Origin of the sequence: Amycolatopsis sp. DSM 110486 (genome assembly GCF_019468465.1) — a bacterium.
Classification (GTDB): Bacteria; Actinomycetota; Actinomycetes; order Mycobacteriales; family Pseudonocardiaceae; genus Amycolatopsis.
Map to the genome: position 1 here is coordinate 7,189,236 of NZ_CP080519.1, position 22,499 is coordinate 7,211,734.

The 22,499-nt window shown below is 70.8% G+C and carries 21 protein-coding genes; 10 read left to right on the forward strand and 11 right to left on the reverse strand.

All coding sequences use genetic code 11. The features are described from left to right. Position 1 precedes the first annotated feature (1 nt). The 3 genes from boxB to fdxA are packed head-to-tail and all read left to right on the forward strand — an operon-like array spanning position 2 to position 2,816. The gene (boxB, locus tag K1T34_RS34870) at positions 2-1,423 is read left to right on the forward strand and encodes a benzoyl-CoA 2,3-epoxidase subunit BoxB (protein ID WP_220238973.1); all 1,422 of its coding nucleotides are present in this window, start codon (positions 2-4) and stop codon (positions 1,421-1,423) included. A gap of 22 nt (positions 1,424-1,445) precedes the next feature. Further along, positions 1,446-2,453, forward strand: coding sequence for an NAD(P)/FAD-dependent oxidoreductase (locus K1T34_RS34875; protein ID WP_220238974.1), 1,008 nt, complete (start codon positions 1,446-1,448; stop codon positions 2,451-2,453). Between the two features lie 21 nt (positions 2,454-2,474). Beyond that, positions 2,475-2,816 carry a ferredoxin gene (gene fdxA, locus K1T34_RS34880; protein WP_220238975.1) on the forward strand — a complete coding sequence of 114 codons (342 nt, stop codon included), beginning with the start codon at positions 2,475-2,477 and terminating at the stop codon, positions 2,814-2,816. A 1-nt stretch (position 2,817) separates the two neighbouring features. Here the strand turns inward: fdxA and K1T34_RS34885 are convergent, their stop codons facing one another. Then, positions 2,818-3,663 carry a PaaX family transcriptional regulator C-terminal domain-containing protein gene (locus K1T34_RS34885; RefSeq protein ID WP_370643443.1) on the reverse strand — a complete coding sequence of 282 codons (846 nt, stop codon included), beginning with the start codon at positions 3,661-3,663 and terminating at the stop codon, positions 2,818-2,820. A 162-nt stretch (positions 3,664-3,825) separates the two neighbouring features. Next, the gene (locus tag K1T34_RS34890; protein WP_220238976.1) at positions 3,826-4,677 is read right to left on the reverse strand and encodes a sigma-70 family RNA polymerase sigma factor; all 852 of its coding nucleotides are present in this window, start codon (positions 4,675-4,677) and stop codon (positions 3,826-3,828) included. Between the two features lie 180 nt (positions 4,678-4,857). Between K1T34_RS34890 and K1T34_RS34895 the strand changes: the two genes are divergently transcribed. The 4 genes from K1T34_RS34895 (at position 4,858) to glgC (ending at position 8,791) form a co-directional block, all read left to right on the forward strand. Then, on the forward strand, positions 4,858-5,643 hold the full coding sequence (locus tag K1T34_RS34895; RefSeq protein ID WP_220247567.1) for a putative protein N(5)-glutamine methyltransferase: 786 nt from the start codon (positions 4,858-4,860) through the stop codon (positions 5,641-5,643). Between the two features lie 61 nt (positions 5,644-5,704). After that, the gene (locus K1T34_RS34900) at positions 5,705-6,349 is read left to right on the forward strand and encodes a hypothetical protein (protein ID WP_220238977.1); all 645 of its coding nucleotides are present in this window, start codon (positions 5,705-5,707) and stop codon (positions 6,347-6,349) included. Positions 6,350-6,419: 70 nt separating this feature from the next. Beyond that, entirely contained in the window at positions 6,420-7,577 is a 1,158-nt protein-coding gene (gene glgA, locus K1T34_RS34905) for a glycogen synthase (protein ID WP_220238978.1), read from the forward strand. Next, positions 7,574-8,791 carry a glucose-1-phosphate adenylyltransferase gene (gene glgC / locus K1T34_RS34910; protein WP_220238979.1) on the forward strand — a complete coding sequence of 406 codons (1,218 nt, stop codon included), beginning with the start codon at positions 7,574-7,576 and terminating at the stop codon, positions 8,789-8,791. The genes glgA and glgC overlap by 4 nt, the downstream gene beginning before the upstream one ends. On the opposite strand, the gene K1T34_RS34915 is transcribed toward glgC, so the two are convergent. Together K1T34_RS34915 and K1T34_RS34920 are read right to left on the reverse strand one after the other, a co-directional pair. After that, entirely contained in the window at positions 8,788-9,867 is a 1,080-nt protein-coding gene (locus K1T34_RS34915; RefSeq protein WP_220238980.1) for an LLM class flavin-dependent oxidoreductase, read from the reverse strand. The two genes, glgC and K1T34_RS34915, sit on opposite strands and share 4 nt — an antisense overlap. 66 nt (positions 9,868-9,933) lie before the next feature. Beyond that, entirely contained in the window at positions 9,934-10,242 is a 309-nt protein-coding gene (locus K1T34_RS34920) for a hypothetical protein (RefSeq protein WP_220247880.1), read from the reverse strand. A 218-nt stretch (positions 10,243-10,460) separates the two neighbouring features. On the opposite strand from K1T34_RS34920, the gene K1T34_RS34925 reads away from it, so the two are divergent. Next, the gene (locus K1T34_RS34925; protein ID WP_255637769.1) at positions 10,461-11,240 is read left to right on the forward strand and encodes an SGNH/GDSL hydrolase family protein; all 780 of its coding nucleotides are present in this window, start codon (positions 10,461-10,463) and stop codon (positions 11,238-11,240) included. A gap of 7 nt (positions 11,241-11,247) precedes the next feature. On the opposite strand, the gene K1T34_RS34930 is transcribed toward K1T34_RS34925, so the two are convergent. After that, positions 11,248-12,054: an SAM-dependent methyltransferase gene (locus K1T34_RS34930; protein ID WP_255637770.1), complete on the reverse strand. Its 807-nt coding sequence runs from the start codon at positions 12,052-12,054 to the stop codon at positions 11,248-11,250. A 193-nt stretch (positions 12,055-12,247) separates the two neighbouring features. Between K1T34_RS34930 and K1T34_RS34935 the strand changes: the two genes are divergently transcribed. Together K1T34_RS34935 and K1T34_RS34940 are read left to right on the forward strand one after the other, a co-directional pair. Then, positions 12,248-12,982 (forward strand): GntR family transcriptional regulator, encoded by a 735-nt coding sequence (locus K1T34_RS34935; protein WP_220238981.1) that lies wholly within the window; start codon positions 12,248-12,250, stop codon positions 12,980-12,982. After that, positions 12,979-13,725 carry a sulfite exporter TauE/SafE family protein gene (locus K1T34_RS34940; protein ID WP_220238982.1) on the forward strand — a complete coding sequence of 249 codons (747 nt, stop codon included), beginning with the start codon at positions 12,979-12,981 and terminating at the stop codon, positions 13,723-13,725. The genes K1T34_RS34935 and K1T34_RS34940 overlap by 4 nt, the downstream gene beginning before the upstream one ends. 52 nt (positions 13,726-13,777) lie before the next feature. Here the strand turns inward: K1T34_RS34940 and K1T34_RS34945 are convergent, their stop codons facing one another. Genes K1T34_RS34945 through K1T34_RS34970 form a run of 6 tightly spaced genes read right to left on the reverse strand, consistent with a single transcriptional unit; the run spans position 13,778 to position 22,481 of the window. Then, positions 13,778-15,640, reverse strand: a complete 1,863-nt coding sequence (locus K1T34_RS34945; RefSeq protein WP_220238983.1) for a sialidase family protein — start codon at positions 15,638-15,640, stop codon at positions 13,778-13,780. Positions 15,641-15,659: 19 nt separating this feature from the next. Then, positions 15,660-17,666, reverse strand: coding sequence for a beta-galactosidase (locus K1T34_RS34950; RefSeq protein WP_220238984.1), 2,007 nt, complete (start codon positions 17,664-17,666; stop codon positions 15,660-15,662). Beyond that, complete coding sequence (locus tag K1T34_RS34955; RefSeq protein ID WP_220238985.1) at positions 17,667-18,596, reverse strand: dihydrodipicolinate synthase family protein; 930 nt, start codon at positions 18,594-18,596, stop codon at positions 17,667-17,669. Beyond that, positions 18,593-19,558 (reverse strand): ABC transporter ATP-binding protein, encoded by a 966-nt coding sequence (locus tag K1T34_RS34960; protein ID WP_220238986.1) that lies wholly within the window; start codon positions 19,556-19,558, stop codon positions 18,593-18,595. Before K1T34_RS34960 ends, K1T34_RS34955 begins: the two co-directional genes overlap by 4 nt. Then, positions 19,555-21,522, reverse strand: a complete 1,968-nt coding sequence (locus K1T34_RS34965; protein ID WP_220238987.1) for a dipeptide/oligopeptide/nickel ABC transporter permease/ATP-binding protein — start codon at positions 21,520-21,522, stop codon at positions 19,555-19,557. The genes K1T34_RS34960 and K1T34_RS34965 overlap by 4 nt, the downstream gene beginning before the upstream one ends. After that, complete coding sequence (locus K1T34_RS34970; RefSeq protein ID WP_220238988.1) at positions 21,522-22,481, reverse strand: ABC transporter permease; 960 nt, start codon at positions 22,479-22,481, stop codon at positions 21,522-21,524. The genes K1T34_RS34965 and K1T34_RS34970 overlap by 1 nt, the downstream gene beginning before the upstream one ends. Between the last annotated feature and the right edge of the window lie 18 nt (positions 22,482-22,499).

The following is a 22,499-nucleotide window of genomic DNA, read 5'->3' on the forward strand; positions in this document are numbered from 1 at the left end:
CGTGCCCGAGAAGATCGACTACTCCAGCAAGATCCCCAACAACGTCGGCCTCGCCGACGACCGTCGGCTGCAGCGCGCGCTGGAGGGCTGGCAGCCTAAGTTCCTCAACTGGTGGGGCGAGATGGGCCCGACCCTGGAGACGCAGGGCGTGTACCTGCGCACCGCCGTGAGCGTGGGCCGCGAGGGCTGGGCCCACTTCGGGCACGTCAACGTCCCGGACTACCGCTGGGGCATCTTCCTCGCCGAGCGCGACCCCGACCGGCGCATCGCGTTCGGCGAGCACGCGGGAAACGAGGTGTGGCAGCAGGTTCCGGGGGAGTATCGCGCGGATCTGCAACGCCTGATCGTGATCCAGGGTGACACGGAACCGGCGTCGGTCGAGCAGCAGCGGCTGCTGGGCCTCACCGCGCCCAGCCTGTACGACCTGCGGAACCTGTTCCAGGTCAACGTCGAAGAAGGCCGCCACCTCTGGGCCATGGTCTACCTGCTGCACGCCTACTTCGGCCGCGAAGGCCGGGAGGAAGCCGAGGGCCTGCTGTTCCGCAACTCCGGCAGCCCCGACACGCCGCGCATCCTCGGCGCGTTCAACGAGGAAACTGCCGACTGGCTCGCGTTCTACATGTTCACCTACTTCACCGACCGCGACGGCAAATACCAGCTCGGCACGCTCAAGGAATCTTCCTTCGACCCGCTCTCGCGCACCTGCGAGTTCATGCTGAAGGAGGAAGCGCACCACATGTTCGTCGGCACCACCGGCATCGACCGTGTGGTGACCCGCAGCGCCGAGCTGATCCGCGAGCACGACACGCTCGACATTGCGCCGGCCGGCGGCATCCCGCTCGACATCATCCAGCGCTACCTCAACTTCCACTACACCGTCTCGCTCGACCTGTTCGGCAGTGAAACCTCGACCAACGCGGCGAACTACTACACCGCCGGCCTCAAGGGCCGCTGGCACGAGACGCGCCGCAAGGACGACCACCAGCTCACCGGTGACAGCACGTTCCTCGACCGCCCGCGCGCCGACGGCACGTGGGACACCGAAGAAGTGCAGACGCTGCTCGCGCTCAACCTCGACCTGCGCGGCGAGTACATCGCCGACTGCCGAAACGGCCTCAACCGCTGGAACAAGATCGTCGCCGACGCGGGCATCGACTTCCGCTTCGCCTTGCCGCACCCGGGGTTCAACCGCCAGGTCGGCCTCAACGCCGGGCACCACATCACGCCCGACGGCACCATCGTCGACGAGGCCACGTGGGAAGCCAACCGCCGCAACTGGCTGCCGACGGCCGAGGACCTCGCGTTCGTCCGCTCGCTCATGCACCCCGTGTACGAGCGCGGGAAGATCGCGAGCTGGGTCGCGCCGCCGGGCAACGGGATCAACGGTCAGCCGTTCGAGTACGAGTACGTCCACCTTCCCTGAGGCACCCACCGAGGAGCGCAGAATGTCCACTCCGGACACTCCGCCAGTCGTCAGCGCCGACGTGCTCGTGGTCGGGGCCGGACCCACCGGCCTCTACGCCGCCTACTACGCCGGCTTCCGCGGCCTGTCGGTCGCCGTCGTCGACTCGCTGCCCGAGCCGGGCGGGCAGATCATCGCGATGTACCCGGAGAAGCAGATCTTCGACGTCGCCGGGTTCCCGTCCGTCCGCGGGCGCGACCTGGTCGAGCGCCTGCTGGAGCAGGCCGCGCCGTTCGGGCCGCGGTACCTGCTCGGCAACCGCGCCGACGTGCTGGAGCGCGGCCCGGGCACGTTCGCCGTGACCACGCACCTCGGCACGCGGATCGAGGCGCGCGCGGTGATCGTGACCGGCGGCATCGGCACCTTCACCCCGCGCCCGCTCGTCCCGGCGGCCGCGTTCGAGGGCAACGGCCTGGCCTACTTCGTGCGCCACCTCGACGACTACGCGGGCACCGACGTGGTGATCGTCGGCGGCGGTGACTCGGCGTTCGACTGGGCCCTCGCGCTTCACCCGGTCGCGAAGTCGGTGAAGCTCGTGCACCGGCGCGAAACCTTTCGCGCACATCCGGCGACCGTCGCGGCGGTGCGGGAGCTCGGCGTGGAGCTGGTCGTCAACGCGGAAGTCTCGCGGGTGCTCGGCGGGCAGGAAGTCGCCGGCGTCGAGCTCAAGAGCGGTGAAGGCGCGCGGACGCTGCGGTGCGGGCGGATCGTCGCCGCACTGGGGTTCACCGCCAACCTCGGGCCGCTGCTGCGGTGGGGCATCGACGTCGAGAACCGGCGCCACATCCCGGTCGACGCGGCCATGACCACCTCCGTCCCCGGCATCTTCGCCGCGGGCGACATCAACGACTACCCCGGCAAAGTGCGGCTCATCGCCGTCGGCTTCGGCGAAGCCGCGACGGCCGTGAACAACGCCGCGCACCACCTCGACCCCGCCGCGCCGGTGTTCCCCGGCCACTCCACCGACGAGCGCGTCCCCGCTCGCGTCTGAAAACCGTTGGGAGAGAAGAACATGCCGTACGTCATCGCCGAACCGTGCATCGACATCACCGACCGCTCCTGCATGGAGGAGTGCCCCGTCGACTGCATCTACGAAGGCGAGCGCAAGCTCTACATCAACCCGTACGAGTGCATCGACTGCGGCAACTGCGAACCCGCCTGCCCGGTCGAGGCGATCTCGCAGGACCGGCACGTACCCGACGAGTACGCCGTCTTCGCCGAGGACAACCGCCGCTTCTTCACCGAAGCGTTGCCCGGCCGCGACGCGCCCATCGGCCAGCCCGGCGGCGCGATGTCGTTCGGCCCGGCCGGCGCGGACACGGCGCTGGTCGCGGAGTACGACCCGCGCGCCTGAGCTAGCCGCCGTTCTCGACGAAAGAGTCCCAGTGCTGCTGTGCCTCGTCGCGCCATTCGGCGTGGCGGGTGTGGAACAGCTCGGCCGCCTGCGTGCCGCTCCAGCGGTCGGGCAGGAGGTTTCGCGGCAGGTCGGGGTCGAGGAACGGGAAGCGGCGCCACTCGTGCACCAGGCGGGTCTGCGCGAGGAGCACGGCCTCGCCCGAGCGCGGCGCGAGGCCGGTGAACTCGTCGATGAAGCGCTCGTAGTGGTGTTCGAGCTCGCGCAGGTCCCAGGCACGGGCGACCATCTGCTGTTCGTCGCCGATCTCGGCGTAGCTCGCGACGAACGACATGGCCTGCCCGCCGTCGGTGAGTTCCGCGACGAGCCGGGCGGCCTCGGGTTCCGCGCCGACGTTCGGGCTGATCCACACGCCCGGCGCGGGCGAGCCGAAGCCCGCCCAGCTCAGCCGGGTGCGCATGCGGTGGCGCAGGTCGCGCTGGGATTCGGGCACCGACACGAGCAGCACCAGCCACCTGCGGTCCCACTCGCCGGTCTGCCGGCCGAAGCCGTAGATCCGCTCGGCGCCTTCGCTCAGCAGGCGGCGTCCCGGCGGGGTCAGCAGCCAGCGCACGCGTCGGCCCGCTCGCTCGGACTTCAGCCAGCCCTCGCCGGAAGCGCGGGCGAGCGCCTGGCGGGCGGACTTCTCCTCGACCTTGAACAACGCGAGGGCATCGACCAGCGACGACGTCCAGACCGGCTCCTGGCGAGGCAGCACGTACTCGCCGAGCACTGTCATGAGCAGCGACCGCGCACTGGTGTGCGCCAGTTCGCGCCGCCGTGTGACGGTGGGCCGGGTGGCCGCCACCTGCGGATCACCGCCTTCCGGGAGAAAAACTGGTACAAGCGTCTGCTCAGATTACCCGGTTGACGGTGCCCGAGTACGCGACCCGGGGGAGAACGGTTGCTCTCCTCGCAAGGCCTCCTGCCTGAACTTCCCCGGACGTTTTCGCATCGATCGCCGCGCGATTCAGAGCATTGAGATTTCCAGTTCCGCCAGCCGCTCCGGCTCGGTGACGATGTCGACCTCGGTGATCACGCCGCCCGCGATCGTGAACGCCATCGCCACCCGCAGCCGGCCCAGCGGCGCCGCGATGATGCCCGGCCGGCCGCCGACAAGCGCGGGCCGCGAGACGGCAGCGCGGTCGGCGAACCGGCCGGCGCCCGCGGCGATGTTCTCGGCCCCGCGCACGAGCTTGGCGACGTCGCCGTCGGCGCGCAGCACGGCGTCCGGATCGAGCAGGGCCACGAGCGCGGCGAAGTCGCCGCCGCGCGAAGCCGCGAGGAACGCGCAGACGACCTCGCGCTTGCGGGCCAGGTCCGCTTCGGCCCCGGCCGGAGTGCCGCGGACGCGGCGGCGCGCCCGGCTCGCGAGCTGGCGCGCGGCGGCCGGGGCGCGGTCGACGATCGGGGCGACCTCGTCGAACGACAGGCCGAAGATGTCGTGCAGCACGAACGCCAGGCGCTCGGCGGGTGAGAGCGTGTCGAGGACGACGAGCAGCGCCAGGCCGACCGAGTCGGCCATCACGGCCTCGGTTTCGGGGTCGGTGGTGTCGGCGCCGTCCGGGAGCTGCTCGCCGACGGGCTCCTCGCGGCGGGACTGCCGGGAGCGCAGCACGTCGAGGCAGACCCGGCTGACGACCGTGGTGAGCCAGCCGCCGAGATTGGTCACGGCGGCGGAGTCGGCACGGCTGAGCCGCAACCAGGCCTCTTGGACGGCGTCGTCGGCTTCGGCCAGGGAGCCGAGCATGCGGTAGGCGACCGCCCTGAGGTGGGTGCGATGGGTTTCGAACTGCTCGGCCAGCTCGTTCACGGTCGACATCCTCCTCCGGGTGGGGTGGTCGTCAGGTTGACGTCCGGGGGAGGACAGATGTGACCGGGCGGTCGCTGGCGCGGGGACGGCACGCCGGACGGACGAGGGTCACTAGTGTGGAGGCTTCGGATCGGGGTGGGGAGCGGCCCGGTCGGGTTCTTCGTGCGGTGGAAAGGCTTTTGATTGTCTGTGGCCGGGGATGTCGAGTCGGTGGTCGCGCGGTTGAGGGCGGCGGGTTGTGTGTTCGCCGAGGAGGAGGCGCGCGTGCTCGGCGAGGCGGCGGCGGGGGACGCCGCGACACTGGAGACGTTGGTGCGGCGGCGCGTCGAGGGGGAGCCGCTGGAGTACGTGGTCGGCTGGGCGGAGTTCGCCGGGCGGCGGTTCGCGGTGGCCGAGGGCGTGTTCGTGCCGCGGCACCGCACGGAGCTGCTCGTGCGGCTGGCGGCGGGGTTCGCGCGGCCGGGCGGGGTGGTGCTCGACCTGTGCTGCGGGTCCGGCGCGCTCGGGGCGACGGTGGCGGCCGAGGTACCCGGTGTCGAACTCCACGCAGCGGATGTCGATCCGGTCGCGGTGCGGTGTGCGCGTTCGAACATCGACGGTGAGGTTTACGAAGGTGACCTGTTCGAACCCGTACCCGAGCGGTTGCGGGGCCGCGTCGAGGTGCTGATTTCGAACGTGCCGTACGTGCCCAGTGGCGAGGTCGAGCTGCTGCCGCCGGAGGCGCGGGAGCACGAGCCGCTCGTGGCGCTGGACGGGGGAGCCGACGGGCTCGACGTGCTGCGGCGCGTGGTCGCGGAGGCACCGCAGTGGCTGGCGCCCGGTGGCCGCGTGCTGTTCGAGACGAGCGAGCGGCAGGCGGAGTCGGCCGTCGCGGCGTTGGGGCAGGTGGGGCTGCGCGCGTGGGTCGAGAAGTCGGAAGACCTCGGGGCGACGGTGGTCGTCGGCGAGCGGAAGCCGTTGCTGCACAAGGAGTAATCGTGGTTCGCCGAGCGGCGGCCCGGGTAGTTGGCCGGGACCGCGAGAGTGAGGGGCCCCGATGAAGGTCTACGCCGACCGCCCGGTCCGCCGCACCGCGCAGGTGCTCAGCGACGTGTTCGCGGTCGGGCTGCTCGCGTTCGCGGTGTGGCTGGCCGTGCGCGTGTACGACGAGGTCATGCGCCTGCGCGCGCCGGGCGACGGGCTCGTCGACGCGGGTTCGGGGCTGCGCGCCTCGTTCGACGCGGCCGCAGACAAGGCCGGCCAGGTGCCGTTGATCGGCCACCCGCTCGCCGACGCGCTGCACTCCGGCTCGGCCGCGGGCACCGAACTCGCCGACGCGGGCCGTTGGCAGATCACGGCCGTCGAAGACCTCGCGTGGTGGCTCGCGGTGCTGGTCGTCTCCGTGCCGCTGGTGTTCCTGCTGGTCTCGTGGCTGCCGCTGCGGTGGCGCTTCACGCGCGGCGCGACGGCCGCGGCCCGGCTGCGCCGCCAGGGCGCCGAAGGACTCGACCTGCTCGCCCTGCGCGCGCTCGTCACGCGGCCCCTGCCGCGCAAGGTCCGGGCCGGTGACCTCACCACGGGCTGGCGCGAACACGATCCCGACGTCGTCGCCGAACTCGCCGCCCGCGAACTGGCCCACCACGGGCTGCGGTTGCCCGCTGTCGAACGCGTCGGCCCGGTCACCGGGACGAGAACTCGATGAGTCGATCACGACACGGATTGGTCGCTTCCCCGTACTGCACTTCCCGGCCCGTGCCGTTTAGGGTCGGGGCATGAAGGTCGGCCTGCTCACCCGGGAGTACCCGCCGGACGTCTATGGCGGAGCGGGGGTGCACGTCGAGTTCCTCGCCCGCGAACTGCGGTCGCTGGTCGACCTGGACGTGCACTGCTGGGGACCGGACCGAGACGACGGAGCCCACGGCCACCGCGACCTCCACGGTTACTCCCAGACCGCGTTCGCGACCATGGACATCGCCGTGTCGATGGCCGACGCGCTGGTCGGGCACGACCTCGCCCACAGCCACACCTGGTACGCGAACCTCGGTGGCCACCTCGCGAAGCTCGCCCACGGCATGCCGCACGTGATCACCGCGCACTCGCTCGAACCGCTGCGCCCGTGGAAGGCCGAGCAGCTCGGCGGCGGCTACCGCGTGTCCTCGTGGATCGAGAAGGACGCGTACGAGGCGGCCGACGCGATCATCGCCGTGAGCGCGGGCATGCGCGAAGACGTGCTCACCGCGTACCCGGCGGTCGACCCGGCGCGGGTGCACGTGGTGCACAACGGCATCGACACCACGCTCTACCGGCCCGACCCGGGCCGTGATGTGCTGGCCAAGCACGGCATCGACCCGGACCGGCCGTACGCGCTGTTCGTCGGGCGCATCACGCGGCAGAAGGGCGTGCCGCACCTCGTGCGCGCCGGCTCCGAGCTCGCCGAGGACGTGCAGCTGGTGCTCTGCGCCGGCGGCGCCGACACCCCGGAGCTCGACGCCGAGTTCCGCGGTCTCGTCGCCGAGCTGCAGGAGAAGCGCACCGGCGTGCACTGGATCCCCGAGATGCTGCCGCGTCCCGAGGTCGTGCAGCTGCTGACGCACGCGACGGTGTTCGTCTGCCCGTCGGTGTACGAGCCGCTGGGCATCGTGAACCTCGAGGCGATGGCGTGCGGCACGGCGGTGGTGGCCAGTGACGTCGGCGGGATCCCCGAGGTCGTCGACGACGGCGCGACGGGACTGCTCGTGCACTACGACGAGAACGACACCGCGGCGTTCGAAGCGGGGCTGGCGCGGCGGATCAACGAGCTGGTCGCGGATCCCGCCCGGGCCGCCGCACTGGGTCTGGCCGGGCGCGACCGCGCCGTGGGAGAGTTCGGCTGGGCGGCGATCGCCGCGAGGACGGTCGCGATCTACGAGGCGTGCGGGAGGGTTTCGTGATCGACGGATCGGATGTCCTGGGGATCGTGCTGGCCGGTGGCGAAGGCAAGCGGCTCATGCCGCTCACGGCCGACCGGGCCAAACCCGCGGTGCCCTTCGGCGGGGTGCACCGCCTGATCGACTTCGTGCTCTCGAACCTCGTCCACGGCGGAATCCGGCGGATCTGCGTGCTCACGCAGTACAAGTCGCACTCGCTCGACCGCCACATCTCCACCACGTGGCGGCTCTCGTCGCTGACCGGCGAGTACGTGACGCCGGTGCCCGCGCAGCAGCGGCTGGGCCCGCGGTGGTTCCAGGGCAGCGCCGACGCGATCCACCAGAGCCTCAACCTGGTCTACGACGAGTCGCCCGCCTACATCGCCGTGTTCGGCGCCGACAACATCTACCGCATGGACCCGCGCCAGATGATCGACGAGCACATCGCGTCGGGCGCCGGCGTGACCGTGGCGGGGATCCGCGTGCCGCGCGCGGAGGCGAGCGCGTTCGGCGTGATCCAGACCGGCGACGGCACGAAGATCGACGCGTTCCTCGAGAAGCCCGCGGACCCGCCCGGTCTCCCGGACTCGCCCGACGAGGCGTACGTGTCGATGGGCAACTACGTGTTCACCACGCAGGTGATGCTCGACGCGCTGCACGCGGACTCGAGGAACGTCGGGTCCAAACACGACATGGGCCGCGACATCATCCCCGCGCTCGTGGACAAGGGTCAGGCGGCCGTCTACGACTTCAGCGGCAACGTCGTCCCCGGCGAGAGCGAGCGCGACCACGGGTACTGGCGCGACGTCGGGACCATCGACAGCTACTACGACGCCCACACCGACCTGATCTCGACGTACCCGATCTTCAACCTCTACAACCGCAAGTGGCCGATCCTCTCCTACCCGGGCCAGCGCGCCGCGGCGAAGTTCGTGGAGGGCGGCAGCGCCGGGCAGTCGATCATCAGCAACGGCTGCATCATCTCCGGCGCGCAGGTCGTGGATTCCGTGCTCTCGCCGGACGTCGTCGTCGAAAACGGCGCGGTCGTCCAGGGCTCGGTGATCCTGGACGGCGCCCGCGTGGGCCGCGGCGCCGTGGTGCGCCGGGCCATCCTCGACAAGAACGTGGTCGTCCCGCCGGGCGCCCACATCGGCGTCGACCTGGCCCGCGACCGCGAGCACTACCACGTGAGCTCGGGCGGGATCGTGGTGCTGGGCAAGGGAGAATCGGCGATCTAGCTCCGGCGCGCCGCGGCCACCAGGGACTGGTGCGTCGGGGCGTCCGGGACGTTCGCCGGGCAGTTCTTGGCGAACTCCGCACGCAGCACCGGGACCACTTGCTCGCCGAGGATGTCGATCTGCTCCAGCACTGCCTTGTGCGGCAGGCCCATGCCGTCGACGGCGAAGAGCTGGCGCTGGTAGTCGCCGGCGTAGTCGCGGAACGCGAGGGTGCGCTCGATGACCTGCTGTGGGCTGCCGACCGACAGCGGGGTCTGGTCCATCGTGTCCTCGAGCGACGGGCCGCCGCCGTAGATGGGGGAGTGGTCGAAGTACGGGCGGAACTCGCGGATCGCGTCCTGGGAGTTCGGGCGCATGAAGGTCTGCCCGCCGAGGCCGACGATGGCGTCGGCGGCCGTGCCGTGGCCGTAGTGCTCGAAGCGGGTGCGGTAGAGCTCGATCATCCGCCGCGTGTGGTCGGCGGGCCAAAAGATGTTGTTGTGGAAGAAACCGTCGCCGTAGTAGGCGGCCTGTTCGGCGATCTGCGGGCTGCGGATGGAGCCGTGCCAGACGAACGGCGGCACGCCGTCGAGCGGGCGCGGGGTGGAGGTGAAGCCTTGCAGCGGGGTGCGGAACTTGCCTTCCCAGTCCACCGGCTCCTCGCGCCAGAGCCGGCGCAGCAGGGCGTAGTTCTCCACCGCGAGCGCGATCCCGTCGCGGATGTCCTTGCCGAACCACGGGTACACGGGCCCGGTGTTGCCGCGGCCCATCATGAGGTCGACACGGCCGTCGGCGAGGTGCTGGAGCATCGCGTAGTCCTCGGCGAGCTTCACCGGGTCGTTGGTGGTGATGAGCGTCGTGGAGGTCGAAAGCAGGATGCGGCTGGTCTGCGCGGCGATGAACCCGAGCACGGTCGTGGGCGACGAGGGCACGAACGGCGGGTTGTGGTGCTCACCCATCGCGAACACGTCGAGCCCGGCCTGTTCCGCGCGCACGGCGGTCTCGACCATTCGCTTGAGCCGCTCGTGCTCGCTGGGAGTCCGCCCCGACACCGGGTCGCGCGCCACGTCGCCCACCGTGAAGATCCCGAACTGCATGACGCCTCCCGCTCCCGAAGTTGATGCATCAACTGAACCGGGAGCGGGAGGCGGGTATTCCGTCCGTCAGTGCTTGCGCTTCTCGGCGTCGTCCTGCAGGTCGAACTGCTCCTTGCGGACGTCACCCTTCACGGTTTCCTCGCCGCGGGTGCCCGAGCCGGCGTCGGCCACCGAGCGCCCTTCACGAGCCATCGCCGCGTCCTGCGTGCTGCGGCCGGCCGCAGTGTCCATTTTGTCCCGACCAGCGTTCACATCCGGTGCGGTGCGCGGCATCGGCAGGCCGTAGTGGCGGTACAGGTCGGCGCTCTCCGTGGACGACAGGTGCCCGTCGGCGTCGATCCGCGGCGCCTCCGACTTTTCGCTGCTGATCTCCACCGTCGGACGTGTCGTCGATCACGGCAACTCTCCGTTGTGCCGGTGGGTTACCCCGGAAAGAAAACGTTTAGTGCACTTCGTTGGGGTAACGCGCGGGCACAGTGGCTGCCCGAACGATCGCGGACCGCAGCCGAACCTCACCTGATCAGGTAACAACTGTCCGGTGTGGAGCGATTGAGGCGCAGACGCTCCCGTTCCCCTGAAAGGTCCCCTCGAAGATGCGCAAAGCCACCTTCGCCAGACTCGGCGCAGTGCTGACCCTGATCGGCCTCGGTATCGGCATGTCCACGGTGGTCACCTCCGCCGACGCCGCCCAGGAAAGCACCTGGTGTACCCGCAAGGACAACGTCGCCATCGTCGGCACCTCGGCCGACACGGGTTACGGCACCACCGGCTACCAGTCCACCACGGACACCTGGTTCCCCACCACCTACGGCTGGACGACCAAGTTCGCCAACGACGTCCACTCCGAGTGGCAGACGAACGTGCAGAACTACTCGCACAACGGTGCCCTCGCCGCCGACTACCTGACCGGCGGCCGCTGGGCGGGCACCACCGGCGCGATCGCCGACATGGCCGCCAAGCAGCCCGACCTGGTCCTCGTCGACCTCGGCGGCAACGACCTGTGGGCGCAGAACGACCCGGCCAAGTTCCAGGCTGACCTGAACAACGTCATCGACGGCATCCGCGCCGCGCGGCCGGGCGTCGACATCCTCATGTCGATCTACGCCCAGCTCAAGTGGACGCCGAACCCGTACGGCGGCAACACCCAGAAGTACACCTGGGACCAGTACGCGTCGGTGATCTACCAGACGGCGGTCGCGAAGGGCACGGCGCTCGTGGACCTGCGCCAGTACATCCCGCCGGCCGGCTCGGCGAACCTGCCCAACCCCAGCCCGTGGACGTCGGACAACATCCACCTCAACGACGCGGGCAACCTCGCCGAGTACGGCATGTGGTGGGGCTGGACCGCGAGCCTGGGCAGCATCTGCGGCTGAGGTTCCGCTAAACGGTCGCGTGGGCCAGCACGAACAGCTCCGCGGGACGCAGGGCGTCGGGGCGCGGCCACACGTCGTGGTCGCGCTGGTGGACGTGCCGGACGGTGCCGAAGCCGTTGTCCCGCAGCAGGTCAGTGAGCTCGCCGGGGGAGAAGTGGCTGCGCCAGGGTTCGCCGGCTCGCTCGGCGACCTGGGAGACGGCGTCGGCGTAGTGCGCGCCGGCGTCGTCCCGCAGCTGCGCGGGGAGCACGTAGTCGGCGACGAGCTGCGTGCCCGGGGCGAGGCCGGCGACGGCGCGCAGCGTGCGGGTGATGGCGGCTTCGGTGAGGTACATCGTGACGCCGAGCCAGCTGACGAGCGTCGGGCGGGCGAGGTCGAAGCCGTGCTTGACGAGGGCTTCGACGAGGTCGCCGGTCGCGAGGTCCAGCGGGACGAAGGTGCGGTTCGCGGGTTCGGGGAGGTCCGCGTTCGTCAGCTGCGCGAGTTTCCACTCCTGCGTCCGCGGGAGGTCCACTTCGAACACGTGGGTGTGCGGCGCGCGGTAGGCGGAGGTGTCGAGGCCGGCGCCGAGGACCACGCTCTGGGTCGCTCGCTGTGCTTCGGCGTAGCGGCTGCGGCAGAGCACCTGGGTGCGGCCGCCCGCGAGGATCGGGTCTTCGCGGTGGTCGCGGTGGTAGGCGAGGAGCTGGTCGCCGTAGTCGCCGAGCAGGGGCGCGGCGAGCTCGTCGGTGAAGATCCTGGGCTCGGCGTCGACGATCAGGTGCGCGGCGCGAGCGGCAGCCGCGGTGAGGGCCGTGAAGCTGGGTTCGGTCACGGGGACGACCCTAGCCCGCAATTGTGCAAGGATAGCACAGATAGATCTTTTTCGCAAGTGCCACTGGGTTGCGATCCGGCGGCGGTGGCGGAACCCGGCGATCTGGGACCTTTTCCGCTGGTCACCGGGTTTACGCAGGTCAGGGTGGGTGGCGTAACCCTGGCGTAATGCGGATCCGGGTACGGTCGCGCAGGTGGAAACTTCGTCGCCCCGGCCCCGCGCCGAGCGGGCCCGGCAGGTCGCCGACGTCCTGCGCCAGCGCATCACCGCGGGCGCCTTCGACGACGGCCCGCTGCCCGACGAGCACGCTCTCGGCACCCAGTTCGGCGCAACGCGCAACGCCGTGCGCGAGGCCCTCGGCCTGCTTCGCGCCGAAGGCCTCGTGGAGCGGCGCCAGGGCGTCGGAACGCTTGTGGTGCACCCGAAGTACGGCCACGGCCTCGACCGGCTCGCCGGCCTCGCCGAGGCCCTCGACGGCTACGGCGACGTCGTGAACGAGGTCCGTTCCGTCGGCATCGTCACGCCCCCGCCGGCGATCGCCGAACGGCTCGGGCTGGTTCCCGGCGCGCCCGCCGTCCACCTGGAACGCCTGCGCCGCCTCGGCGGAGCGCCGCTCTCGCTGGACACCACCTACCTGACCGCCGACATCGGCGTCCCGCTGCTCGACCACGACCTCGCGGGCCGCGACCTGTTCGCCCTCATCGAGGAAACCAGCGGCCGCCGCCTCGGCCGGGCCGACGTCGTGGTCCACGCCGTGACCGCCGGCCCCGACACCGCTGCGTTGCTGGGCATCGCGCCCGGCACGGCCGTCTTCGCCCTCGACCGCCTGACGCACCTCGACGACGGCCGCCCCGTGGACGCCGAAACCCTCCACATCCGCGCCGACCGGCTCACTTTGCGCGCGACGCTGCACCGCGGGCCGGCATGACGAGCGTGACCACCGATGTTCTGCTCGCACTTTTCGGCCTGGTGGGCGGGATCGGCATCACGGCGATCGGGCCCGGGGGTGTGCTGCCGACGATCGCGTTGTTCCTGTTGACGCCGCTCGCGCCGGCGCAGGTGGCGGGGACGGCGATCGTCACGCATGTGGCGACGGGGGTGGCCGGGAGTGCGGCGTATGTGCGGTCCGGGCAGTTGCGGGAGCGGCACACGAGGAGGGTCGCGGGGCTGCTGGCGGGGGTCGCGGTGGTGGGGACGCCGGTCGGCGTTTTGCTGAACTCGCTGGTGTCCGCGCGGTGGTTCGGGGTGGTGCTCGGGGTGTTCGCCGTCGTGGTGGCGGCGTTGGTGGTGTTGCGGCGGCCGGTGGCAGGGCGGGAGCCGGCGACGGGCTCGATCCTCGCGATCGGGGCCGGGGTGGCGGTCGCGGCGGGGCTGGTAGGGGTGGGTGGGCCCATGCTGACCGTGCCGGTGCTCGTGGTGGTGGGGTTGCCGATGCTGGAGGCGCTCGCGGCGGCACAGGTGCAGTCGGTGGTGATCGCGACGGCCGGGGCGGTCGGGTATCTCCTGCCTGGCTCCATCGACTGGCGGCTGGCGGCCGTCGTCGGGGTGCCGGAACTGGCGGGGGTGGTCATCGGCTGGAAGATCGCGCACGCGTTGCCGACGAAACGGCTGCGGATCGCGCTCGTCGTCGCGTTGGTGGCCGTGGCGCCCTACCTGGTGCTGCACGGCTGAAGGGCACCTTGAGAGAAGTCCCTCAAGGTGTCCTTCAACCAAGAAAACAAACTCATCGCACCCGGTCGAACGGCAGCTGCACCACCGGACCCGGCCACACCGGCCGGCCGGCCGCGACGGCGTCCACTTCGGACTCCGGCAGTGCCCGGCGGTAGAGCCGCGCGTCGTCGAGGGAGCCGGCGAAGTGCATGGCGCCGTCGAGGCGTTCGCCCAGCTGGAGCTGGAACGAGACGGTCTCGCTGACCGAACCGGGCGAGTCCGGGCCGGACGCGGCGAGCACGCCGTCGACCCAGATCTCGAGCTGGCCGCCGGTGCGTTCGAGGGCGAGGTGGTGCCGCTGCTGGTCGTCGTAGGCCTGCGTGGTGGTCACCGACTTGCTGCCCGCCGCGGTCGTCATCATGGCGATGAGCCGGTGCGACGCGGGTTCACCGCGCAGCCACAGCTGCGGTGCCGTGGTGCCCATGCCGCCGAGCCACAGCAACGCCTGCGGGTCCTTGGAAGCGCCGTAGTTGAACGACGTCGTGAAGGTGAAGTCACCCGACCCGGGCAGCTGGGTGGGCGAGAAAGGCACCCGCACGAAGTCGTCGACGCCGTCGAGCTGCAGCGCGCCGTGGGACGCCGAAGCGCCGCCGAGCACGTACGCGACGGCGCCCGGCCGGGAGACGTCCGGGGTCGTCGGGCCGGCGGAACGCTGCCACCCCAGGTAGTTCTCGTCGAAGCGCGCGAAGCGGATCTCGTCGCGGGCGTCGACCGCGCCGCCCTCGTACATCAGGCCGATCTTCGCGTCGCGCTCAGCCGGGCCGCTCAGCTGAACGAGGTCGGAGTAGCCGGACCAGTCGCCAGTCACCCGGGTGCCCTGCTCGGCGTCCTCCCAGGTGCGGCCGTTGTCGTAGGACGAGCGGATCATCATCCAGCGCCGCCGGTCGGTGTCCGACGGCGAGGCGAACAGGATCCGCTCCCCGCCCGGACGCTGCAGGCGCAGCAGGGAACCCTGCACCATCGGCGTCACCAGGTCGGGGATGGTGGTGAAGTGCCTGCTGAACGTCTGGCCACCGTCGCGGCTCAGGGCGTAGTCGCGGTTGCCGACGTCGGTACCGCCCTGTTCGCGGCCGCCGGCGTAGATCGTGCCGTCCGGCAGTTCGACGACGCTGACCTCGGAAGGCTTCTGCGCATACGTGCCGCCCACCGGGTGCGGGTAGCTGTCGACGGCGCCGACGTGCCAGCTGCGCCCGGAGTCGTCGCTGTAGATCAGGGCGGCGTAGTTCTCGATGGAATTGGTGCCGTCACTGCGTTCCGCGTTCACGCCGAACACCAGCCGGCCCGCGTGGCGGCCCTTCGTGAGCTGGATGCCGTGCACCGGACCCGAGGCGTACCACGAGTCCCACGCCGGCAGCTTCGCTTGCGCGCTGATGTCCACCGGCGCCGACCACGTCAGGCCGTCGTCGTCGCTGTACTGCGAGTGCGGCGTCCGCGGACACGGCACATCGCAGGCCTTGTCGTCGTCGCGGCCCTTGTTGTACGTGGTGATCAACACGATCCGGCCCGTTCGACTGTCCACAATGGGCACCGGATTGCCGTGCGTGTCACCACCGCCGGGGTTGACGACCTGCAGCGGCGACCACGTCTGCCCGCCGTCGGTGGAGCGCTTGAGCACGAGGTCGATGTCGCCGGTGTCGCCGCAGTTGTCGCGCCGGCCCTCGGCGAAGGCGAGCAGGGTGCCGTGCGTGCTGCGGACGATGGCGGGAATGCGGAAACAGGCATAGCCGGTCTCCTGGTGCGGGTTGAAGAGCACCTGCTGGTCGAACTGCGGAACCGCGAGCTGCGATTGGACGGGCGCCGCCTGTGCGGCTGCCGGTACGAACACGCCGGACACCAGCACCGCGAACGCGAGTGCCCAGCGGATGATCGGTCTCATGTCCCGTTCTTCCCTTCGGCTAAGTGAAACTCCCCAGTAGAACGGCCACCCCACGCGGGGCCAGGAGCGCCGCTTCCGTCGGACGGCCGGGATCGGTGAGCAGATCGGGCGCGGGCGAGGGCAGCGTGACCGTGACCGCCTCGGCGCCGTGGTTGAGCAGGAACAGGTACTGGCTGTCTTCACCGCGCCGCACCACGGCCTGGACGCCCTCGGGCAGGCCGGGCAGCACGGGCGAAACCCCGGCCTCGGCGGTGATCCGGTCGAACAACGCGCGCATCGCGGCGGCGTCGGGCCGGGTGGCGAGGTACCAGGCGACGCCGGCGCCGAAGGCGTTCCGCGTCACGGCCGGGCGGCCCGCGAGCTCCCCTGGGCCGAAGGTCGCCACCACGGCCGCGCCCTCGGTCTCCACCCACTCCGACCAGACGGTGGCGGAAGCCTTCTTGGGGGAAGCGCTGTCGAGCGACAGCCCGATCGAGCCGCCCTCGGGCAGCGGCCAGAACTCGTCGACCCTCAGGCCCAGCACGGCACGCAACGGTGCCGGGTACCCGCCCAGGTACGCGCGGTCGTTCTCGTCGACGATGCCGGAGAAGAACGACACCACCAGGTGCCCGCCACCGGCCACATAGGACCGAAGGTTCTCCGCGACGCCGGCGTCCATCAGATACAGGTTCGGCACCACCACGAGCTTGTACCCGGACAGTTCCCGGGTCGGGCGCACGACGTCACACGTCACGTTGGCATCGAAGAGCGGCGCGTAGTGGGCCAGGTGCGCGTCGAGCTGCCGCAGGTCGTCCGACGGGTGCGAGTCGAGCTCGAGGGCCCACCAGCTGTTCCAGTCGTGCAGGATCGCGACGTCGGCTTTCACCCGGCTGCCCGCGAGCTGCGGCACCGACGCCAGTTCACGGCCGAGGTCGGCCACTTCGCGGTAAGTGCGCGTGTCCCGCCCGCCGTGCGGCACCATCGCGGAGTGGAACTTCTCGGCGCCGCCGGCCGTCTGGCGCCACTGGAAGAACAGCACGGCGTCGGCCCCGCGTGCCACGGCCTGCCAGCTGCCCAGCCGCATCGAGCCCGGCGGTTTGGGGCCGTTGCGCGTGCGCCAGTTCACCGCGCTCGGCGCCTGCTCCAGCAGCAGCCACGGCTGTCCGTCCTTGGTGGACCGAACGAGGTCGTACGCGAACGCTGCTTCGACGTGCCCGCGCGGATCGTAGGGATCGGGATAGGAGTCGAGGCTCACCACGTCTTCGTGCGGCGTCCAGGAATGCCAGTCGAGCGCTTTCTGCACCAGGCCCACGAAGTTGGTCGTCACCGGCACGTCCGGCGTCACCCGCGAGAGCACCTCGCGCTCGGTGAGGTAGCAGCCGAGCGACGCGTCGGAGGAGAAGCGGTGGTAGTCCAGCTGCTGCGCGGGGTTCGGGAACGTCGGTGCCACGCGCGGCGGCTCGATCTCGGCCCAGTCGTCGTAACGCTGCGACCAGAACGTGGTGCTCCATGCCGCGTTGAGCGCCTCGACGCTCTGGTATCGCTCGCGCAGCCAGTCGCGGAACGCGGCGGCCGAGACCTCGCAGTAGCACGCGCGGATGTGGCAGCCGAACTCGTTGCCGATGTGCCACATCTTCAGCGCCGGGTGCCCGGCGTAGCGCGTGGCCACCTGCTCGACCAGCCGCGCCGCGTGCTCGCGGTACACCGGGCTCGACGGGCAGAACTGCTGTCGTGCCCCCGCCGAAAGCCGGGTCCCGTCCACGCGCACCGGCAGGATCTCGGGATACCGGTGGGAAAGCCACGGCGGCGGTGATGCCGTCATGGTGGCCAGGCACGCGTCCACACCACCGGCCGCGAGCTTGTCCAGCACCGTGTCGAACCAGCCGAAGTCGTACTCGCCCGGCCGCGGTTCCACCTGCGCCCACGAGAAGATCCCGACCGTGACCATCGAGACGGACGCCTCGGCCATGAGCTTCAAGTCCTCGTCCCACACCTCGGGGGACCAGTGCTCCGGGTTGTAGTCGCCGCCGTAGTAGACGCGGTCCATCTAGAGCAGCCCCGCTTCCGCCAGTTTCTCCTTGATGCGAAGCAGCTCGTCGGCGTTGAGCGGCAGCTGCGGCGGCGCCATCACGGCGTTGTCGATGAACCCGCGCATCTTCATCGACGCCTTGAACGCACCCAGCGCCGCCGAGCCGCGCCCCATCCGGCTCGGCGGCGCGACGTCGGTGATGGTGAACAGCGAGAGCAAGCGGTCCTGCTCGCGCCGGGCCGCGTGGGGGTTGCCGGAGCGGACGTGGTCGTAGATCAGCACGTAGCCGACCGGGTCGACGTTACCGAGCCCGGGCACCGCGCCGTCCGCGCCCAGTGCGAGCGCGGAGTCCACGAGCAGCTCCGAGCCGGTGAACACGGCGAAGGTGTCGAGGCCGCGTTCGCGCCGCTCCTTGAGCATGAAACGGAAGCCGGCCTCGTCGCCGCTGGAGTCTTTCAGACCGGCGATCACGCCGTCGGCCGCGAGGCTCAGCACGAGCTCGCGGTCGAGCTTCGTGTGCACGGCCACCGGGATGTCGTAGGCGAAGATCGGCAGCGCCGTCTTCTCGTGCAGCAGCCGGAAGTGGCGGTCGATCTCGGCCACGTGCGTGCGGGTGTAGTACGGCGCGGTGACCACGATGGCGTCGGCGCCCGCCTCCTCGGCGGTCTTGACGTGTTCGGCCACGCGCAAGGTCGTCATGTCGATACAGCCGGCCAGCACCGGCACGCGGCCGGCGACCTGGTCCACGGCCGTCTCGATCGTCACGCGGCGCTGCGCGTCGGGCAGGAAGGCGACCTCGCTGGACGAGCCGAGCACGAAGATGCCGTGGACGCCGGCGTCGAGCTGGAACTCGACGTGGCGCCGCAGCGACTCGGTGTCCACGGTGAAGTCGTCGTTGAACGGCGTGCACAGCGGGGGGATGATGCCGGCGAACTTCGTCGCGGTCATGAGGCGTTCACTCCGGTGGTGATCTCTGGGTGGATGCAGCGGTAGCTGTGCCCGGCGGCCTCGGTGAGCGGCGGCAGGGCGAGAGCGCACTCGTCGGTGGCCTTCGGGCAGCGGGTGTGGAACGCGCAGCCGCTCGGCGGCGCGGTCGCCGAGGGCACGGGTCCACTGAGGACGATCGGTTCGACCGGGTGCAGCAGGCTCGGCGTGGCCGAGAACAGCGCCCGTGTGTACGGGTGCCGCGCTTCGCCGGGCAGGTCCTCGGCGGCGGCCTCTTCGACGATCCGGCCGAGGTACATCGTCACGATCCGGTCGCTCATGCGCCGCACGGTCTGGATGTCGTGTGAAACGAAGACCATCGCGAGGCCGAGCCGCTCTCGCAGGTTGATGAGCAGGTTGAGGATCTGGGCGCGCACCGACACGTCGAGTGCCGACGTCGGTTCGTCGGCCACGAGCAGCGCCGGCCGCAGCGCCAGCGCCCGCGCGATGGCCACGCGTTGACGTTGCCCGCCCGAAAGCTGCGCCGGCAACGCGTCGGCGACGCTGCTCGGCAGCCCGACCAGGCCCATCAGCTCCCGCACGCGCTCGACGCGTTCGGCGGGCGTGTCCACGTGGTGCACGTCGAGCGGGTCGCGCAGGATCTTCGCGACGGGTAGGCGCCGGTTGAGCGCCGTGGCCGGGTCCTGGAAGACCAAACCGACCTGCCGGCCGAGCTCGGCCGGGCGCATCCCCGACAGCGGTTTGCCGCCGTAGCGGACGGTGCCGTGTGTCGGTGTCTGCAGCCCGACGAGCACCTTGGCGAGCGTGGACTTGCCGCAGCCGGACTCGCCGACCACGCCCACCGTCTCGCCCGCGGCGATCTCCAGGTTCGCGTCGGTGAGCGCGTAGACGTTGTCGCGCCCGAACAGGCTCGCCGCGCGGACGCGGTGCACCACGTGCACGCCGTCGACTTCGACGAGGGTCATACCTGCGCTCCTTCCACGACAGCCGGGGTCGTGCGTTCGGCGGGGTAGTGGCAGGCGACGAGGTGCCCGTTGCCCTCGCGCTCGGGGGCCACCTCGAAGCAGTGGCCGCGCGCGGCCGGGCAGCGGTCGGCGAACCGGCAGCCGGGCGGGAAGTCCGCCGGGGCGGGCACGACGCCCTTGATCTGGGTCAGCGTGGCCTCGTTCTCCTCCAGCGACAGCACGGCCGACAGCAGCCCGCGCGTGTAGTGGTGCCGCGGCGAGCCCACGACCTCGGCCGTGGCGCCCGTCTCGGCCACCTGCCCGCCGTACATCACCACCACGCGGTCGGCGACGTCGGAGACCAGTGCCAGGTCGTGCGACACCAGGATGAGCGCGAAGCCGAGCTCTTCCTGCAGGCGCAGCAACAGTTTGATGATCTGCGCCTGCACGGTCACGTCGAGCGCCGTGGTCGGCTCGTCGGCCACGATCAGCTGGGGGCTGCGCGACAGGGCCATGGCGATCAGCACGCGCTGGCGTTGCCCGCCGGACAGCTCGTGCGGGTAGGACCGCAGCGTGCGGCCGGGATCCAGGTTCACCAGCTTTAGCAGCTCCTGCGGCGTGCGAGTGCCGCCACGGCGGGTGAACTGCTTGAGCTGCGCGCGGATCGTCATTGCCGGGTTCAGGGAGCTCAGCGCGTCCTGGTAGATCATCGAGATGTCGTGGCCGAGGTGGCGCCGGCGCGGGCCCGCCTTCATGGTGAGCAGGTCCTCGCCCTCGAACAGAACCTCGCCTGAGAGCCGCGCGGCCGCCGGCTGCAGGCCCATGATCGACAGCGCGGTGAGCGACTTGCCGCAGCCCGACTCGCCGATCAGCCCCAGCACCTCGCCCGACCGCACGGTGAAGGACACGCCGTCGACTACGTTCACGCCGTTGTGGCGGTCGGGGAAGCTGATTGCGAGGTCCTTCACCTCCAGCACGGCCCTGCGCCCGGTGAGATCACGTGCCTTCGCCGCCAGCCGTTCCCCGGCTTCGAGCAGGCCCGCGAGCGGCAGCACCGGCGCGGTGTTCTCGGCCGCCTTCTCCGCCTCGATCTTCTTGGCGACCTCGCCGGCTTTCGCGTTGCGGGCAGAAGGCGCGGCCCACGCGTCGGAGATGCCTTCGGACAGGATGTTGAGCGCCAGCACCGTGATCAGGATCAGCAAGCCGGGGAACAGCGTGGCCCACCAGCCGCCGGTCAGCACGAGGTCCTTGCCGTCCGAGAGCACGGAACCCCACGACGGGTTCGGCGGCTGGATGCCCGCGCCGATGAACGACAGCGACGCCTCGAACACGATCGCGTCGGCCACCGTCACCGTGCAGTACACGAGGATCGGCGCAGCGCAGTTGACCGCGACGTGCCGGGCGAGGATGAACAGCCGTTTGGCGCCGATCACGCGCTCGGCGTCCACGTAGTCCTCGCCGTACTGCGCGAGCACGTTGGCCCGCACCACCCGCGCGACCGGGGCCATGTTGAGGAACCCGATCGCGAGGATCAGCACGAGGATGCCGCGGCCGAACACGGCCACCAGCACCGCGGCGAGCGCGATGCCGGGGAACGCCATGATCACGTCCATCACGCGCATCACCACGGCGTCGGTCCTGCGCCCGGACGTCGCGGCGAACGAGCCGATCACCACGCCCGCGATGAGCGCGAGCACCGTGGCGCCGAGGCCGATCGCGAGCGACCAGCGCGTGCCGGCCACCAGGCGCGAGAAGATGTCGCGGCCCGACTGGTCGGTGCCGAACCAGTGCTCGGCGCTCGGGCCGCCCGTGTCGGTGCTCAGGGCGTCGGGGTTGTGCGTGGCCAGCAGCGTGCCGAAGATCGCGACCAGCGCGAGCACCACGAGCAGGCTCAGCGCGAGCCAGGACGTGGGCGGGAGTTTCCGGAACCGCACGCCGGGCCGCGAGAGCCGGTCGGTGAGGTTCGCGTGCAGGACGGGGCGCATCAGGAGTGGCTCCGCAGTCTCGGGTTGGCGATGAGGTAGAGCACGTCGACGATGAGGTTCACGAGCACGAAGCCCACGGCGATGGTGATCACGAAGCCCTGGACCTTCGCCGTGTCGCCGTCCTGCACGGCCTGGATCATGTTCTGGCCCATGCCGGGTAGCGCGAACATCGTCTCGATCACCACCGCGCCGCCGAGCAGGTAGCCGACGCGCAGGCCGAGCACGGTGAGCGGGTTGACCAGCGCGTTGCGCAGCACGTTGCGGCCCACCACGACCACGGGCGGCAGGCCGCCGCCGCGGGCCGTGCGCACGTAGTCCTTGTCCAGCTCCTCGACCATCGACGTGCGGATCACGCGCGTGAGCTGCGCGGCGACCGGCAGTGACAGCGAGATCGCCGGCAGCGTGAGCGAGTTGAGCCAGCCCGAGACCGAGTCGGCCGGGCTCACGTAACCGCTGGTGGGGAACAGGCCCTTGCCCACGGCGAGCCACTGCACCAGCAGCAGCGCGATCCAGAACGCCGGCGCCGCGACGCCCGCCAGCGTGACCACCCGGATCAGGTGGTCGGGCCAGCGGCCGCGGAACAGCGCCGACGTCACGCCGAGCACGACCGACAGCACGAGCGCGATGACCAGGCCGAACAGCGTGAGCTGCACGGTGAGCGGGAGCGCCGTCGCGATGGTCTGGCCCACCGGCTCCTTGGTGATCACACTGGTGCCGAAGTCGCCTTGCAGCAGGTGCCACACGAAGTGCACGTACTGCAGGGGCAGGGAATCGAGCAGCCCGTTGGCCTGGCGGAACTGGTCGAGCTGCGCCTCGGTCGCGTTCGCCCCGTTGAACGCGGCGAGCGCCGGGTCCACGGGGGAGAACTGCATCACGATGAACACGAACAGGATCACGCCGAGCAGCAGCGGGATCAGGGCGAGGATGCGAGAGGCCAGCATCCGCACGACGACGATCACGGTGGGTGGTCCTCCCGC

Coding starts and splice junctions, on each gene's coding strand:
- K1T34_RS34875 (WP_220238974.1), top strand. CDS start 1,446: ATGTCCACTCCGGACACTCCGCCAGTCGTCAGCGCCGACGTGCTCGTG.
- fdxA (WP_220238975.1), top strand. CDS start 2,475: ATGCCGTACGTCATCGCCGAACCGTGCATCGACATCACCGACCGCTCC.
- K1T34_RS34890 (WP_220238976.1), bottom strand. CDS start 4,677: ATGTCGACCGTGAACGAGCTGGCCGAGCAGTTCGAAACCCATCGCACC.
- K1T34_RS34900 (WP_220238977.1), top strand. CDS start 5,705: ATGAAGGTCTACGCCGACCGCCCGGTCCGCCGCACCGCGCAGGTGCTC.
- glgA (WP_220238978.1), top strand. CDS start 6,420: ATGAAGGTCGGCCTGCTCACCCGGGAGTACCCGCCGGACGTCTATGGC.
- K1T34_RS34915 (WP_220238980.1), bottom strand. CDS start 9,867: ATGCAGTTCGGGATCTTCACGGTGGGCGACGTGGCGCGCGACCCGGTG.
- K1T34_RS34925 (WP_255637769.1), top strand. CDS start 10,461: ATGCGCAAAGCCACCTTCGCCAGACTCGGCGCAGTGCTGACCCTGATC.
- K1T34_RS34940 (WP_220238982.1), top strand. CDS start 12,979: ATGACGAGCGTGACCACCGATGTTCTGCTCGCACTTTTCGGCCTGGTG.
- K1T34_RS34945 (WP_220238983.1), bottom strand. CDS start 15,640: ATGAGACCGATCATCCGCTGGGCACTCGCGTTCGCGGTGCTGGTGTCC.
- K1T34_RS34950 (WP_220238984.1), bottom strand. CDS start 17,666: ATGGACCGCGTCTACTACGGCGGCGACTACAACCCGGAGCACTGGTCC.
- K1T34_RS34955 (WP_220238985.1), bottom strand. CDS start 18,596: ATGACCGCGACGAAGTTCGCCGGCATCATCCCCCCGCTGTGCACGCCG.
- K1T34_RS34960 (WP_220238986.1), bottom strand. CDS start 19,558: ATGACCCTCGTCGAAGTCGACGGCGTGCACGTGGTGCACCGCGTCCGC.
- K1T34_RS34965 (WP_220238987.1), bottom strand. CDS start 21,522: ATGCGCCCCGTCCTGCACGCGAACCTCACCGACCGGCTCTCGCGGCCC.